The following is a 14,985-nucleotide window of genomic DNA, read 5'->3' on the forward strand; positions in this document are numbered from 1 at the left end:
ATATATTCCAGCCGGCGCCCCACCCGCGGGCGACGGGGGACCCGATGATCCAGACGGTGTGGCCCTACCTCGCGCTCATGCTCCTGATCGCGGGGCTGTTCCCGATGCTCGAACGCCGCACGCAATGGCGCGTGTTCTCGGTGATGCCGCCCATCGTCATGGTGTACCTGCTCGTCACCGGGCTGTCGGTGGCCGGTGCGTGGAAGATCGCAGGTGACATCCAGGCCGCGCAGAAGACGCTGATCGCGCAGATCCTGCCGGCGATGCTGTTCCTGCTCATGATTCACTGCGACCTTCGCAACATCTTCCGGCTGGGACCGCGCGTGCTCGCCGTGTTCTTCAGCACGACGTTGTGCCTGTTCGTCGCCTTCGTCTCGACGTATTTCCTGTTTCGTTACGCGCTGCCGTCCAATACCGCGTGGCAACCGCTCGCGGCACTCAGCGGGAGCTGGGTCGGTGGCTCGGCGAATCTTGTCGCCGTCGCGCAAGGCGCAGGGCTGTCGGAGCAATCCAAGGGACTGGCGCTGCTCACCGATGCGCTGTGCTATTCGGTGTGGGTCGCGGTGCTGTTTTCGGTCGGCCGCCTGGCGCCGGCCTTCGACCGCTGGACGCGCGCCAAGCCGAGCACCGACATCGTTGCAGCGGTGCCGGATGCCTCGGGCCCGATCACGCCGGACGCCGTGCTGCTGTGGCTGGGCCTGGCCCTCGGCGCGGGCGTGATCTCGCGCGCCCTCACCGGGGTGTTGCCGGAATCGGCCTACGTCAGCGCGACTTCGTACACCATCATGATCGCCACCGTACTCGGGTTGATCGTCGCGCATACACCGCTCGCACGCTTCCCGGGTTCGTCGAAGATCGCCAGCGCGATGCTCATCTTCATCGTTGCGATCCTCGCCTCGCAAAGCAATTTCGAGGGCATCGCCTCGGCCCCGTGGTATCTCGCCTGCGGCCTGTCGATCCTGCTCATCCACGCCGTATTGTTGGCTTTGCTGGCCAAGCTCTTCCGTTTCGACCTGTACCTGTGCGGCATTTCCTCGCTCGCCCACGTGGGGGGCGTGGCGGCCACGCCCGTCCTCGCAGCGTCGTATTCCCCTGCCCTGGTTCCCGTGGGCATCCTGCTTGCGTTGCTCGGCTACATCCTCGGTACGGGGTTCGGCCTGGTCATGGCGCAAGTGCTGGCGCAATTGCAGCCCTAGGAGATCGAAGATGCGCATTCGTCCCGCTCATTCCCTGATGGCTGCCGCGTTGCTGCTCGCGCTCGCGCCGGCCTTCGCACGCGAGCCCACGCAGCTCGTGCGCCCCGCCAGCGGCGTCGTCGGCGTGGAAGACGCACAGTTGGATCCGAACTTCTGGATCGGCAAGCTCGGCGCCGATGCCGACCGTGTATTGCTCGACAAGGGCGCGATCGACGCGGCCAACGCCGCGATGCGTGCGCAGGATCCGACGATCCATGACCTGTCCGCGCTGCCCGCGTCGATCACGGCGCAGCAGGCGCGCGCGTGGATCGAAGACATGTCCGAGCGCCCGACGCGCACGCTGTACGACGAGAAGCACCAGGTCATTCCGGCGGCGACGCTCGATGGCCTGGTCGATGCGCTCGCACTCGACAAGCTCGCGCCGTCGGCGCCGACGCGTTACGCGCTGGTCGTCGAACGCGCGGCGCTGCGGACGTTCCCGACGATGCTGCGGGTTTTTTCCAGTAACGACGACACCGATATCGACCGCTTCCAGGAAAGCGCGCTGTTTCCCGGCACCCCGGTGGCGATCGTGCACGAAAGCCGCGACGGGCAATGGGCGTTCATCGTCAGCCCGCGTTATCGCGCCTGGGTCGAAAGGAAATCCCTGGCCGAAGGTGCGCGCGAGGTGGTCCTCGGCTTTCCGCAGCGCACGCCCTTCCGCGTCATGACCGGCGCGAAGGTCCGCACCGTGTATTCGCCCGAATTGCCGCAAGGCTCCGAACTCTCGCTGGACATGTCCACGCGGCTGCCGATCGCGAACCTCGCGCCCGACAAGATCGTCAACGGCCAGCACCCCTATTCGTCCTGGACCGTCGAGTTGCCCGTGCGCGAGGCGAACGGCACGCTGCGCATCGCGCCCGCGCTGGTGCAGAAGAACGCCGACACGCAGGGCGACTACCTGCCGCTCACCCACGCCAACATCCTGCGCCAGTCCTTCAAGTTCCTCGGCGAACGCTATGGCTGGGGACACGACTACGACGCGCGCGATTGCAGCGGCTTCGTCTCCGACGTCTACGCAACGATGGGCATCCTGATGCCGCGCAATACGCGCGACCAGTCGAAGAGCCCGTCGCTGCACAAGACACTGTTCGACGACAAGAGCACGCGCGCGCAGCGCGAGGCCACGATCAAGGACCTGCAGACCGGGGACCTGGTCTACATCCCCGGCCACGTGATGATGGTGATCGGCTGGATCGGCGACCAGCCCTACGTCATCCACGACACCAACGGCGGCACCATGCGCGCCGCCGACGGGAAGCTGCGCTCGCTGCACCTCAACGGCGTCTCGGTGACGCCGCTGCTCCCGCTGATGTACGACGAATCGCACCGCTACGTGGACCGCATGACCAGCGTCGTCCGCGTCGCCACTTCGCACTGATGTCTCCAGGGACACGACTGCCATGAAGATCACCCGCATCGAATTCGGCATGCTGCGCGTGCCGCTGAAGACGCCGTTCAAGACGGCGCTGCGCACGGTGGACAAGGTGGAGGACGTCATCGTGATGATGCACACCGACACCGGCCACGTCGGCTACGGCGAGGCGCCGGCCACGGCCGTCATCACGGGCGATACGCATGGCTCGATCATCGATGCGATCAAGCATTACATCGCGCCGCGCGTGATCGGACAGGAGGTCGGCGACCTCAACCGGCTCACGCGCCTGGTGCAGACCTCGATGGAACGCAACACCAGCGCGAAGGCCGCGGTGGAGATCGCGTTGTACGACCTGTTCGCGCAATCCTTCGATGCGCCGCTCTACCGCGTGCTTGGCGGCGGCGACCCGGTGATCACCACCGACATCACGATCAGCGTCGACACGATCGACAAGATGGTGGCCGACTCGCTCGCGGCCGTCGAACGCGGTTTCGATTCGCTGAAGATCAAGGTCGGCAAGGAGATCGGGGTCGACATCGAACGCGCCAAGGCGATCTACGCCGCCGTCGAAAACCGCGCCCTGCTCCGCCTGGATGCCAACCAGGGCTGGACCGCCAAGCAGGCCGTGCACGCCATCAGCGCGATGGAAGACGCCGGCATCATCCTGGAGCTCGTCGAGCAGCCGGTGAAGGCCGCCGATCTCGAGGGCATGCGTTACGTCACCGAGCGCGTGCGCACGCCCATCATGGCCGACGAAAGCGTCTTCGGCCCCGCGCAGGTGATCGACCTGATCCGCATGCACGCGGCCGACATCGTCAACATCAAGCTGATGAAGACCGGCGGCATCTCCAACGCGATCCGCATTGCCGACATCGCAGCGCTGCACGGCATCGAGTGCATGATCGGCTGCATGCTCGAATCCTCCATCAGCGTGGCCGCGGCCGCGCACGTGGCGGTCGCCAAGTCCGACGCGATCACCAAGGTCGACCTCGACGGCCCGTCGCTGAGCCAGTTCAACCCCGTCGACGGCGGCGTGCTTTTCAACGAGTCGGAGATCACGATCGGCGACGCGCCGGGCTTGGGCATCAAGCACATCCGGGGCCTCGAACCCATTGCCGCCTGACATGAAGCCGTTGCCCAAGATCCGCGCCGAACGCGAACAGATGTCCGCGATCGAGCGTCGCATCGCCGATTTCATCCTGGAGAATGCGCAACTGCTGCGCGACTACTCTTCGCAGCAATTGGCCGCGGCGCTGGGCATCAGCCAGTCGAGCGTCGTGAAGTTCAGCCAGAAGCTCGGTTATCGCGGCTACCCGGACCTGAAGTACTCGATCGCCGAAGCGATGACGCCGGACCCGGGCGCCGCGAGCGTGCCCGCGACCGCCGAAGTGCCGGAGTTGATGTCGGGCGATCTGTGGCGGCGCAAAAGCGAAGCCGAGGCCGAAACGCGCGCGATCAACCCGCCCTCGGCGCTGGAGTACGTCGCCTCCATCCTCGGCCGCGCCAATCGCGTGCTGATGATCGGCGCGGCCGAAGACAGCACGACTGCGCGCGCCTTCGCCTATCGCCTCTCGATGCTCGGCATCGGCAGCGTGCACCACTTCGATTACGCGCACCTGGGCGCCAGCATCGCCGCGTGTCGCGCGGGCGACGTGCTGCTGGCCATCAGCGAACACGGCAAACAGGCCGCGCTTTGCCAACTGGCGCGCAGCATGCGCGAACGTCAGGGCAAGGTGGTCGCGATCACGCGGCATACGTCCAATGCGCTGCGCGCGCACGCGGACATCGCCTTGCTGGTGAGTGGCCAGGATGATCGCCCGCACGTCGCGCCGCTGTTGTACCAGGCCGGCGTGCAGCACTTGCTGGATCGCTTGTTCGTGCTGTTGTGCGAAGGGCGCGGGGATCGGCTGGCGACGCTGCAGGCGAACCTGGAACGGATCCGCTTGTTGCCGGAAGGTTAGCCGCGCCGCGTGTTCTTGTCGAAGATCGCGACCAGGATCAACGCGAATGCCATGCAGTGTTCAATGCGCCGGATAGAGCAGCGTCAGCGTGGCCCGTACGCCCCAGTCCGGGCCGCCCTCGGGTGTTTCGAAAAAGTAACGCGCCCCGATCTGCCAGCTCAACATCTGCGATCCGGCCTTCGTCACCTTGCTGTAGCCGACGTTGAACGGCACGGTCCATTGCGCGTGCTTCCAGTCGTAGGTCGACTCGAAATTGAACGACAGCGTGCGCCCCTGCCCCAACGCTTTCGACAGGAACGGTTGCAGGAACGTCGAACTGATGTCCTGCCGATCGTCTTCGCCCGCCACCGACCAGATGTGGTTCACCAGCGCGCCGTAGGACCATCCGCGATCCTGTTTCAGCACGACCGCCGTGGGGCCGAGCCCCCACTTCTCCGTGCCGAGCAGATCATCGGTCGCGATCGGAATCAGGAACGCAGGGCCGACACCGATCACCCAACCGTTCGACGTCGGCGTCTTCGGCGTGAAGAACAAACTCTGCGTGATGTCGCCGAGGCCGAACTCGTCGCCCGATCCCGGCGGCACGTCGTGTTGGTCGACGATCGGCAGGATCGTGCGCGAGATCATGTTCCAGTGCTCGGAAAGGGAGACCGGCACGACGGGTTGCACGTTGATGTACGTGCGGCTGCCGCCATCGGCGTAGCCATCGTCATGGTTGAACTGGAACGGCACGCTGATCAGGTCGGAGACCGGGTTGGAGAGCTTCTTCGCCAATGCATCCGCATCCTGGGCGCGCGCCGCGAACGGCGCGGCCAGGAGGAGGAACGGAACGCCGATCCGCGCGAGCGTCATGACGATCCCTGTACCTCGGTCATCTTCTGCATCGCCTGGTCGATGGTGAACGTCCCGGGCATCTGCGCAGGCGGGAATTCCTTGAACGTGCCCATGAACTGTGCGGCGGCCGCCGACGCGCCGTAGACGAAGAATGCGTGGTGCACCATCCAGTCCCAGTACGTATTGGACGTTACGTCCGCGCGCTCGTAAGGGTCGGTGCGCAGGTTGAATATCTTCGGGACGCGCAGGGTGGTGAACGGCTCGGCCCACACTTGCATGGTTCCCTTGCAACGCTGCTCGATGAAGACGATCTTGTAGTTCTTCCAGCGGATGCCGAGCACGTCGCCATCGTCGCTGAAATAGAAGAACCAATTGCGCGGGCCTTGCCTGGTCTCCCCGGTGAGGTGCGGCAGGAAGTTGAAGCCGTCGATATGGTTCTTGTATTTGCGCCCGTTGACGGTCGCGCCCTTCTTCAGCCGATCCATGCACGTCGTGTCGCCTGCCGCGGCGAGCAGGGTGGGTAGCCAATCGTGGTGCTGGATGATTTCGTTCGAAACAGCGCCCGGGGCGATACGGCCGGGCCAGCGGATTATTTCCGGGATGCGGAAAGCGCCTTCCCAGTTCGTGTTCTTCTCGCTGCGGAACGGCGTCATGCCGCCGTCCGGCCAGGTATTCATGTGCGGGCCGTTGTCGGTGGAATAAATCACGATGGTGTCTTCGGCGAGCCCGAGGTCGTCGAGCAGATCGAGCATCTGTCCGACGTTCCGGTCGTGGTCGACCATCGTGTCGTGGTACGCCGACTGGTCTTCGCCGGCCTGTCCGAGGCTCTTCTTCTTGGTGTGGGTGATGAAGTGCATGTGCGTGGTGTTGAGCCACACGAAGAACGGCGTGTCGTTCTTGTCCGCGCGCTTGATGAAATCCGATGCCGCGGCGACGAACTCGTCATCGCAGGTTTCCATCCGCTTGGTGTTCAGCGGTCCGGTGTCTTCGATCTTCTGCTTGCCCACGCGGCCCCAACGCGGATGCGTCGTCTTGTCGTCCTTGTCGGTCGCCCAGCTGTGGAGCACGCCGCGCGGACCGAACTGCTCGAGATAGCGGGGATCCTTGGGATACCCGTCCATCTCCGGCTCTTCCTGCGCATTCAGGTGGTAGAGGTTGCCGAAGAACTCGTCGAAGCCGTGGAGTGTCGGCAGGTGCTTGTTGAGGTCGCCGAGGTGGTTCTTGCCGAACTGACCCGTGGCGTAGCCCTGGTCCTTGAGCAGCGAGGCGATCGTGACGATCGACTCCATCATGCCTTGCGGCGCCGCGGGAATGCCGACCTTCGACAGACCGGTGCGATGCACGCTCTGACCGGTGATGAACGACGAGCGTCCCGCCGTGCAGCTCTGCTCGCCATAGGAATCGGTGAAGCGCATGCCTTCGGCCGCGATGCGATCGATGTTGGGCGTCTGGTATCCCATCAACCCGTGCGTGTAACAGCTCAGGTTGGCGATGCCGATGTCGTCGCCCCAGATCACCAGGATGTTGGGCTTGCGCCCGCCATTGCCGCCCTTGCCTTTCTTCGTCTTCGGCGGCGGTGCCGTCTTGGTCTTGGCCATGCGCGCAACTCCGATCGTGGAACGACCATGATCTGAAACGCGCGCCGGCGCAGCTACGCGATAACTACCGGGCGCGCGTCAGTATTTCTACTGCACCGCCCTCTAACGCAAGTCGTTGCAGAATGTCGCTTCACCTCCGGAGCCCCGCATGACCACCAAAGCCTATGGCGCACGCGCCGCCGAGATCCCGCTCGAGCCGATGGACATCACGCGTCGCGCGCCGGGGCCGCGCGACGTACAGATCGAGATCAAGTATTGCGGCGTCTGTCACTCCGACCTGCACACCGTGCGTTCGGAATGGGGCGGTACGAAGTACCCCTGCGTGCCGGGGCACGAAATCGTCGGCCATGTGAGCGCCGTCGGCGGCCAGGTCACGCAGTTCAAGGTGGGCGAAACTGTCGGTGTCGGTTGCCTGGTCGACAGTTGCCGCACATGTGCTTCCTGCAAGGCGGGCCTGGAACAGTATTGCGAAGTGGGCTTCATCGGCACCTACAACGGGCCGACCGCGGACCCGCCCGGCCATACGTTCGGTGGTTACACGCAGCGCATCGTGGTCGATGAAGACTTCGTGCTGAAGATCCGCCACCCCGAGGAACAACTGGCCGCCGTCGCCCCATTGTTGTGCGCGGGCATCACCACCTATTCGCCGCTGCGGCACTGGAAGGTCGGCCGCGGGCAGAAGGTGGGCGTCGTCGGCATCGGTGGACTCGGCCACGTGGCCATCAAGATCGCGCACGCGATGGGCGCACACGTCGTGGCCTTCACCACATCGGAGAACAAGCGGCAGGACGCGCACGACCTGGGGGCCGACCAGGTCGTGATCTCCCGCGACGCTGCGCAGATGCAGGCGCACGCGAGCAGTTTCGATTTCATCCTGGACACCGTGGCCATGAGCCACGACCTGGATGCCTACACGGCGCTGCTCAAGCGCGACGGCACGCTGTGCCTGCTGGGCGCGCCTGAACACCCGCATCCCAGCCCCACCGCGGCCGCGTTGATTTTCGGCCGAAAATCCATCGCCGGCTCGCTCATCGGCGGCCTGCCGGAAACCCAGGAAATGCTCGATTTCTGCGCCGAGCACGGCATCGTCTGCGACATCGAGATGATCCCCATCCAGGACATCGACCGCGCGTACGACCGCATGATTCGCAGCGACGTCAAATACCGCTTCGTCATCGATTCGCAAACCTTTTGACGCGCGGGTCACATCCATGAATGCGCGCATGTGAGGCCGTTCGTGAAAGCGACCTTCCAAAGCCCTGCGCCGCGTTTGCTTCGGACAGTGGAATCCGGAGGAGCGCGATATGCAACGCATGCCAGTGCGCCTGTTGTGGACCGGTGGGTGGGATTCGACCTTCCAGTTGTTGCGCCTGTTGCTCGTGCACGGCGTGGCGGTCGAGCCGCTCTACCTGCTCGACCACACGCGCGGTTCGCTCGACGTGGAACTGCGCACGATGGACCGCCTTCGCGAAACATTGGGAACCGACTACCCACAGACGCGCACGTTGCTGCTGCCGACGCAATATTGCGACATCGCCGAACTCGCGCCCGACCCCGAGATCGAACATGCCTACCACCGCATCCTGCGCAAGACGGCGATCGGGTCGCAGTATCCGTGGATCGCGCGCTTCCTGAAGCAGCACGACCTGCACGACGTGGAGTTGGGTTCTGAATTCACGCACCATGGCGCGAGCCTGTTGCTGATCGATCGCACCGAGCCGTACATGGCCAGGCAAGGCCATGTCACATACCGCCTCACGCCCGCGGTGCGGGAATCCGACATCGGCCAGCTTTTCGGCCGCCTGACCTTCCCGCTCGCGAAAACCGACAAGCACGCGATGAAGAAGGAAGCCGACCTGCGCGGATGGATCCCGCTGCTCGCCATGACCTGGTTCTGCCACAAGCCCCTCGCCGGCCAACCCTGCGGCATGTGCAATCCCTGCCAGGGCGTAATGACCGACGGCTTCGGTTGGCGCATTCCGCCGAGCCGGCGCGCGCTTGGGCACGTGCATCGCGCAACGCTCGGCCCGATGAAGAAGACCGCCAAGCGCATCGTGCAGAAATTCCGCGGCGCGTATCTCACGCCATCGGCAACGACCCACTGAAACAAGCACGCGGTCGCCTCGCCGTCCGTCGGAACGTTCAACCGAATGGTTGACAGTCAGAGGGGTCACGCGGATATTCAACCGCATGGTTGAACAACCCCTCGACGCCGTTTTCCACGCCCTCGCCGACGGCACGCGCCGCGCGATGCTCGAACGCCTCGCGCAGGGGCCGCACAGCGTGGGCGAACTCGCCGCGCCTTTCGAGATGTCGCTCGCCGCGGCGTCGAAACACATCCAGGTGCTCGAACGCGCCGGCCTGGTGCGCCGCGAAATCGAGGGCCGCTCGCACAAGTGTTCTCTCGAAGCCGCGCCCATGCATGCGGGCGCCGAATGGCTCCGGCATTACGAACGCTTCTGGAACCAGCGCCTCGATGCGCTGGAACGTTTGCTCAAGCAGGACTCGAAAAAGAGGAACACCAAATGAACTCCCCCTACGCCGTTCCGTTGTCGTCCGACACCGTCCGCATCGAACGCACCCTTCCCGGCCCCATCGATCGCGTCTGGCAATACCTGGTGGATTCCGACCTGCGCGCGCAGTAGCTCGCCTCGGGCGAGATCGAACCGCGCGTCGGCGGGCGCGTCGAACATGTGTGGCACAACAACGCACTGACGACGAACGATGATCCCGCACCGCCCAAGTACGCGCACATCGCAGAGGAAGCGCGCATGCAGGGCCGCGTCACCGAATTCGACCCGCCGCGCGCGCTCGCCTACATCTGGGGCGAGGACGCGACTTCCTCGTCGGAAGTGCGCTACGAACTCACGCCGCAAGGCGACGAGGTCCATCTGATCCTGACGCATCGCCGCCTATCGGCCGAACAGATGACCAGCGTCGCGGCCGGTTGGCACACGCACCTGGACATCCTGCGCGCACGCCTCGACGACACGCAACCCGAAGGCTTCTGGCGCCAGCACACGCGCCTGGAACGCGAGTACGTGCAGCGATTGCCGACAGCGTGAGGAAACGTTAGGCGGCCATGGCCGAAGGGCCAATGGACCCGCCGACGCGACAGGAGTGCAATCGCGCCGTAGCACCCGAAAGGGCTGTGAGATGGCGGCTGCACCGAACCGGATTCGGCTTTGGCTCGCAGCGGCGGCGATCGTCTTCGCCGCCGCGCTGGCGCCGCGCGCGCACGCGCAGGATGCACCGGCTGCGGATGCGCCCGACTCCGGCGATTCGAAATTCTTCTTCTTCACCGACACCAGCGTGTCGGTGCTGCCTTACGGGATGGCTTCGAAGTCGACCCCGACGAGCAATCGACAATCACGATCGAACACGCGCATGCCTCGCGCATCGGCGACTTCTTCGGCTTCATCGACTTCAACAAGTTCCACGGCACGCCGCCGGGCGCCGACGACTCGACGTGGTACGGCGAGCTCAGCCCGCGCCTGAGCCTGGGCAAGATGCTCGGCAAGGATTTGTCGCACACCTTCTTCAAGCGCAGCCTGTTCGAATTCAAGGACGTGCTGCTCGCCGCGCAATACGAGCGTGGCGAGGACCCCGATGTCGCCGAAGCGGCCCTGATCGGCATCGGTTTCGACCTCGACGTGCGCGAAGCCGGGCTGCTCGGGCGACTGGGCAAGTTCAACTACGTGCAGCTCAACTTCTACGCGCGCAACGACCTGACGCCGTACGCCAACGACGGCTTCCACGACATGCAGGTCACGATGGTGGCGAGTTACCCCTTCAAGATCGGCGAGCAGAATTTCCTCGTCGACGGCTATTTTGACTGGGTGCTCGGCATCGGCAGCAAGGAAGACTGGAGCTACCACCTCAATCCGCAGATCTCCTGGGACGTGCTGGCCAACCACGGCAAGCCGGGCAAGTTGCAACTCGGCGTGGAAGTCGACCTGTGGTGGAACAAGTACCAGATCGTCAACACGTCCGATTTCGACACCAACCAGGCCGCGGTGAGCCTGTTGTTGAAGTACCACTTCTGAGGACCCTGCCATGACCTCCCAGGCAACGCCGACCCAGGCGATCCGTGGACCGGCCCTGACGTTCAAGGGCGACCCGTTCAAGGACGGCATCGACGCGACGATGGTGTACGAACCCGATGCCATCGTCGCCATGGGCGATGGCCGGATCACGCACTTCGGGCCCGCCGATACGGTGAAGGCGCAATTGCCCGCGGGCATGGACGTGCGCAATTACGGGAAGGACGCGCTGATTTCCGCCGGCTTCCTCGACAGCCACGTGCACTTTCCGCAAACGCCGATGATCGCCGCCTTCGGGGAACAACTGCTCGACTGGCTCAACAAGTACACCTTCCCCACGGAGCGGAAGTACGCCGACAAGGCCTTCGCCGCATCGGTCGCGAAGACCTTCCTCGCAGAACAACTCAAGAACGGCACGACGACCAGTTGCATCTACTGCACGGTGTTCCCGCAGTCGGTGGACGCTCTGTTCGAAGAAGCCGAGCGGCTCGGCATGCGGATCGCCGCGGGCAAGGTGCTGATGAACCGCAATGCGCCCGATTACCTGATGGACACGACACAATCGGGTTACGACGACAGCAAGGCGCTGATCGGCAAGTGGCACAACCGCGGGCGCCTGATGTATTGCATCACGCCGCGTTTCGCGCCCACCAGCACGGCCGACCAACTGCAATCGGCCGGCGAGCTGTGGGACGAGTTCCCCGACTGCCACATGCAGACGCACGTGTCGGAAAACGTCGACGAGGTCGCCTGGGTGAAGAGCCTGTTCCCCGATCGCGCGGGTTACCTCGACGTGTACGACCACCACAAATTGTGCCGGCCGCGCGCGGTGTTCGGGCACGGCATCCATCTCACCGACGACGAATTGTCGACGATGCATCGCACGGGCTCGGCGATCTCGCATTGCCCGACGTCGAACTTCTTCCTCGGCAGCGGGTATCTCGATATCTACCGGGCGATGGACAAGGCCCGTCCCGTGCGCGTCGGGCTCGGCACCGATCTCGGCGCAGGCACCTCGTTCTCCATCCTGCTGACGCTCAACGAGGCCTACAAGGCCGCGCAACTCAACCGGCAGAAGCTCACCGGCGCACACGGGTTCTATCTCGCAACGCGTGGCACCGCGAGCGCGATGTATATCGACGACAAGGTGGGCAGCATCGCACCGGGCATGGAAGCCGACCTCGTCGTGCTCGACATGAAGTCCACACCGATCATCGATTACCGCATGCAATTCGTGGAGGACATCCACGAGGCGCTCTTCGTCCAGATGACCCTGGGCGACGACCGCGCCGTCCGCGCCACGTACGTGGCCGGCAAATTGCAGCACGAACGCGCCGCCCTCCACTGACAGGAGTATTTCCCATGTCCGCCAATCCTGCCGCCCAGCACGGCGTCGCCCCTCCCGGCCCCCGCACGTACACCCTCGGTGGTGCGATGGCGTGGTGGGTCTGGATCCTCGCCGTCGTCTTCGTCGTCTATCTCTTCAGTTTCCAGACCGGCTATTCGATCGTGAACCCCAGCGTGCAGAAGGACGTCGGGCTCACCATCGGCCAGGTCGGCACCATCGCCGCGGTCTACACGTGGGCCTTCGCGATCTGCCAATTCTTCGGCGGCGCGCTGCTCGACAGACTCGGCGCGCGCGCGATCCTGCCGATCTCCATCGCGCTGGTGACGCTGGGCATCTTCGTGTTCGCCAATGCGCAGAGCTACGGGATGCTCCTGCTCTCGCAGGTGATCATCGCGATGGGCTCGTGCACGGGCTTCGTGGGCGCCGGTTACATCGGCGGTCAATGGTTCGGGATGGCGAAGTTCAGCTTCATGTTCGGCCTGGTGCAGGTGTTCGCCGCACTCACTTCGGCCTTCTCGGTCAACCTCATCTTCATGGCACTCGGAACGATGGGGTGGCGCTCGTTGTTCAACGCGACCGCGGTGTTCGGCATCGTGTTGTTCGTGCTCGGGTTGATGTATCTCAAGAATCCGAAGCCGGTGCCGAAGATGCAGGAAAGCATCGGCACGTTCTTCAGCAACGTGCTCAAGGGCATGGCGGAGGTGGCGAAGATCGGGCACGTGTGGATCGCGTCGCTCCAGGGGGCGTGTTCCTTCGGCGCGATGCTGGCGCTCGGCGTGGTGTGGATGCCAAAGCTGCTGCAGGTTCACGGGATTTCCGAGAGCCGTTCCAACCTCGGTGCCTCGCTCCTCTGGTTGGGCCTGGCGGCGGGCAGCGCGGTGATTCCCGCATGGTCCGACAGGATCCACAGCCGCAAGAAGCCGCTCATCCTCGGCGCGATCGTGCAGCTGGTCGCGTTCCTCGCGCTGGTCTACATGCCTTCGATCTCCATGTTCGTCGCCTTCGCGTGCTGCTTCGTGTTCGGGTTCGCCAATGCCGCGCACATGCTCGCCTTCAGCACGTCGGCCGATGTCGTGCGGCCCGACCAGATCGGCACGTCGGCCGCGATCGTCAACGGCATCATGTTCATCCTCGGCGGCGTGTTGATCAGCCGGCCGGGCGTGCGGATCGGCCTGGGCATCGAGGCGGGCATCACGCCGAAATCGCTCGACCTCGCGCAATACGCGAGCCTGCCGTTGATCATCGCGTGCGTGCTCGCCCTGGTACTGGCCTTCGTGATGCGCGAGACCTACCCGCGCGGCGGCCACGCGTGAGTGCGAGTGCCGCGCAGGCCACACAGGACGCTGTCCGACCTTCGGGCGGCGTCCGCGCATGGGCTGCGTGGCTCGTGGCGGTCGCCTTCGTCGTGTTCTATTTCAGTTCGCAGACCGGCTACGCGATCGTCAATCCGAATGTGCAGGAGGACTTGTCGCTCTCGCTGACGCAGGTCGGGATCGTGGCGGCGACGTATACCTGGGTCTTCGCGCTGTGCCAGTTGCTCAGCGGGCCGACGCTCGACCGGCTGGGCGCGCGGCGCGTGCTGCTGCCGGCGATCGTGCTCGTCACCATCGGGATCACGCTGTTCGCGCGCGCGCAAAGTTTCCAGATGTTGCTGCTGTCGCAGGCCCTGGTGGCGATCGGCGCGAGCACTGGCTTCGTCGGCGCCGGGTACGTCGGCGGCCAGTGGTTCGGGATGGCGAAGTTCAGTTTCATGTTCGGGCTGGTGCAGTTCGCCGCGTCGCTGTTCTCGGTGATCAACCAGAACCTGCTCGGGTGGGCGGTGTCGGCGATGTCCTGGCGGACCGTGTTCCTGTGGGCGGTGTCGTTCGGCGTCGTGTTGCTGGTTGCAGCGTTCGTCTATCTACGCGATCCGGCGCCCATCGCGAACACAGGAGGCGGCATCGGCCGGTTCTTTTCCCACGTGGGCCATGCGCTCGCGGCCGTGGCCCGCGTTCCGCACGTGTGGGTGGCGGCGATCTTCGGTGCGCTGTGCTTCGGGCCGATGCTCGCGCTCGGCGTGGTATGGGGACCGAAGTTGCTCGCCGTGCGCGGGTTCGACGTGCACGCCGCGAATGTCGGCACATCGTTGTTGTGGTTGGGCCTGGCCGCTGGGTGTTTCGTGACGCCCTGGGTGTCGGACCGGATGCGCAGCCGCAAGCGGCCGGTGCTCGTCGGCCTGGTCCTGCAACTGGCCGCGCTCGCGTCGCTGCTCTACGTACAGGCACTGCCGGCGCCGCTCGCGCTGGCGTGCTGCTTCCTGTTCGGTTTCGGCAACTCGGCGCACATGCTCGCCTTCAGCACGGCGGCCGATGTCGTCGAGCCCCGCCACATCGGCACGTCGGCATCGATCGTCAACGGGCTGATGTTCGTCGTCGGCGGCATCCTGATCAGCCGGCCGGGCATGCGCGTGGGCCTGGGGATCGAAGCAGGCCTCGCGCCGGGCTCGCTCGACATCGCGCAGTTCGCCTCACGCCCGCTGCTGATCAGCGCGACCGCGGCGCTGGTCGTCGCCGCGTTGATGCGCGAGACCTATCGCATGCCTTGATCGC

At 64.9% G+C, this 14,985-nt stretch carries 14 protein-coding genes; 12 read left to right on the forward strand and 2 right to left on the reverse strand.

Annotated features, from left to right (window positions below; translation table 11 throughout):
* The first annotated feature begins 44 nt into the window (after nt 1-44).
* The 4 genes from ACXJJ8_RS00165 to ACXJJ8_RS00180 are packed head-to-tail and all read left to right on the forward strand — an operon-like array spanning nt 45 to nt 4,574.
* On the forward strand, nt 45-1,196 hold the full coding sequence (locus ACXJJ8_RS00165; RefSeq protein ID WP_499026104.1) for a DUF819 family protein: 1,152 nt from the start codon (nt 45-47) through the stop codon (nt 1,194-1,196).
* A gap of 10 nt (nt 1,197-1,206) precedes the next feature.
* The gene (locus ACXJJ8_RS00170) at nt 1,207-2,616 is read left to right on the forward strand and encodes a C40 family peptidase (RefSeq protein WP_499026106.1); all 1,410 of its coding nucleotides are present in this window, start codon (nt 1,207-1,209) and stop codon (nt 2,614-2,616) included.
* A gap of 22 nt (nt 2,617-2,638) precedes the next feature.
* Nucleotides 2,639-3,736 (forward strand): dipeptide epimerase, encoded by a 1,098-nt coding sequence (locus tag ACXJJ8_RS00175; protein WP_499026107.1) that lies wholly within the window; start codon nt 2,639-2,641, stop codon nt 3,734-3,736.
* A 1-nt stretch (nt 3,737) separates the two neighbouring features.
* Nucleotides 3,738-4,574 (forward strand): MurR/RpiR family transcriptional regulator, encoded by an 837-nt coding sequence (locus tag ACXJJ8_RS00180; RefSeq protein WP_499026109.1) that lies wholly within the window; start codon nt 3,738-3,740, stop codon nt 4,572-4,574.
* Between the two features lie 60 nt (nt 4,575-4,634).
* Here the strand turns inward: ACXJJ8_RS00180 and ACXJJ8_RS00185 are convergent, their stop codons facing one another.
* Both ACXJJ8_RS00185 and ACXJJ8_RS00190 read right to left on the reverse strand, forming a co-directional pair.
* A complete protein-coding gene (locus ACXJJ8_RS00185; protein ID WP_499026111.1) occupies nt 4,635-5,426 on the reverse strand; it encodes a transporter in 792 nt (263 codons plus the stop codon).
* Nucleotides 5,423-7,006: an arylsulfatase gene (locus ACXJJ8_RS00190; protein ID WP_499026113.1), complete on the reverse strand. Its 1,584-nt coding sequence runs from the start codon at nt 7,004-7,006 to the stop codon at nt 5,423-5,425. The genes ACXJJ8_RS00185 and ACXJJ8_RS00190 overlap by 4 nt, the downstream gene beginning before the upstream one ends.
* A gap of 148 nt (nt 7,007-7,154) precedes the next feature.
* Between ACXJJ8_RS00190 and ACXJJ8_RS00195 the strand changes: the two genes are divergently transcribed.
* The 8 genes from ACXJJ8_RS00195 to ACXJJ8_RS00230 all read left to right on the forward strand — a co-directional run bounded on the left by ACXJJ8_RS00195 (nt 7,155) and on the right by ACXJJ8_RS00230 (nt 14,981).
* On the forward strand, nt 7,155-8,201 hold the full coding sequence (locus tag ACXJJ8_RS00195; protein WP_499026114.1) for an NAD(P)-dependent alcohol dehydrogenase: 1,047 nt from the start codon (nt 7,155-7,157) through the stop codon (nt 8,199-8,201).
* 109 nt (nt 8,202-8,310) lie between these two features.
* A complete protein-coding gene (locus ACXJJ8_RS00200; RefSeq protein WP_499026115.1) occupies nt 8,311-9,111 on the forward strand; it encodes a hypothetical protein in 801 nt (266 codons plus the stop codon).
* Nucleotides 9,112-9,196: 85 nt separating this feature from the next.
* Nucleotides 9,197-9,535: an ArsR/SmtB family transcription factor gene (locus ACXJJ8_RS00205; protein WP_499026117.1), complete on the forward strand. Its 339-nt coding sequence runs from the start codon at nt 9,197-9,199 to the stop codon at nt 9,533-9,535.
* A gap of 164 nt (nt 9,536-9,699) precedes the next feature.
* Nucleotides 9,700-10,071: an SRPBCC domain-containing protein gene (locus ACXJJ8_RS00210; protein ID WP_499026118.1), complete on the forward strand. Its 372-nt coding sequence runs from the start codon at nt 9,700-9,702 to the stop codon at nt 10,069-10,071.
* A gap of 120 nt (nt 10,072-10,191) precedes the next feature.
* Nucleotides 10,192-11,052, forward strand: a complete 861-nt coding sequence (locus ACXJJ8_RS00215) for an outer membrane protein OmpK (protein WP_499026120.1) — start codon at nt 10,192-10,194, stop codon at nt 11,050-11,052.
* Nucleotides 11,053-11,062: 10 nt separating this feature from the next.
* The gene (guaD, locus tag ACXJJ8_RS00220) at nt 11,063-12,397 is read left to right on the forward strand and encodes a guanine deaminase (protein ID WP_499026121.1); all 1,335 of its coding nucleotides are present in this window, start codon (nt 11,063-11,065) and stop codon (nt 12,395-12,397) included.
* A gap of 14 nt (nt 12,398-12,411) precedes the next feature.
* Nucleotides 12,412-13,710 (forward strand): MFS transporter, encoded by a 1,299-nt coding sequence (locus ACXJJ8_RS00225; RefSeq protein ID WP_499026123.1) that lies wholly within the window; start codon nt 12,412-12,414, stop codon nt 13,708-13,710.
* Nucleotides 13,707-14,981 (forward strand): MFS transporter, encoded by a 1,275-nt coding sequence (locus ACXJJ8_RS00230; protein WP_499026124.1) that lies wholly within the window; start codon nt 13,707-13,709, stop codon nt 14,979-14,981. The genes ACXJJ8_RS00225 and ACXJJ8_RS00230 overlap by 4 nt, the downstream gene beginning before the upstream one ends.
* Nucleotides 14,982-14,985 lie beyond the last annotated feature (4 nt).

The sequence above is a fragment of the Lysobacter sp. P5_C4 genome (genome assembly GCF_054049695.1).

Bases quoted from the DNA above. Each gene is read 5' to 3' on its own strand.
- ACXJJ8_RS00165 (WP_499026104.1), top strand. From the start codon at position 45: ATGATCCAGACGGTGTGGCCCTACCTCGCGCTCATGCTCCTGATCGCG.
- ACXJJ8_RS00170 (WP_499026106.1), top strand. From the start codon at position 1,207: ATGCGCATTCGTCCCGCTCATTCCCTGATGGCTGCCGCGTTGCTGCTC.
- ACXJJ8_RS00175 (WP_499026107.1), top strand. From the start codon at position 2,639: ATGAAGATCACCCGCATCGAATTCGGCATGCTGCGCGTGCCGCTGAAG.
- ACXJJ8_RS00180 (WP_499026109.1), top strand. From the start codon at position 3,738: ATGAAGCCGTTGCCCAAGATCCGCGCCGAACGCGAACAGATGTCCGCG.
- ACXJJ8_RS00185 (WP_499026111.1), bottom strand. From the start codon at position 5,426: ATGACGCTCGCGCGGATCGGCGTTCCGTTCCTCCTCCTGGCCGCGCCG.
- ACXJJ8_RS00190 (WP_499026113.1), bottom strand. From the start codon at position 7,006: ATGGCCAAGACCAAGACGGCACCGCCGCCGAAGACGAAGAAAGGCAAG.
- ACXJJ8_RS00195 (WP_499026114.1), top strand. From the start codon at position 7,155: ATGACCACCAAAGCCTATGGCGCACGCGCCGCCGAGATCCCGCTCGAG.
- ACXJJ8_RS00200 (WP_499026115.1), top strand. From the start codon at position 8,311: ATGCAACGCATGCCAGTGCGCCTGTTGTGGACCGGTGGGTGGGATTCG.
- ACXJJ8_RS00205 (WP_499026117.1), top strand. From the start codon at position 9,197: ATGGTTGAACAACCCCTCGACGCCGTTTTCCACGCCCTCGCCGACGGC.
- guaD (WP_499026121.1), top strand. From the start codon at position 11,063: ATGACCTCCCAGGCAACGCCGACCCAGGCGATCCGTGGACCGGCCCTG.
- ACXJJ8_RS00225 (WP_499026123.1), top strand. From the start codon at position 12,412: ATGTCCGCCAATCCTGCCGCCCAGCACGGCGTCGCCCCTCCCGGCCCC.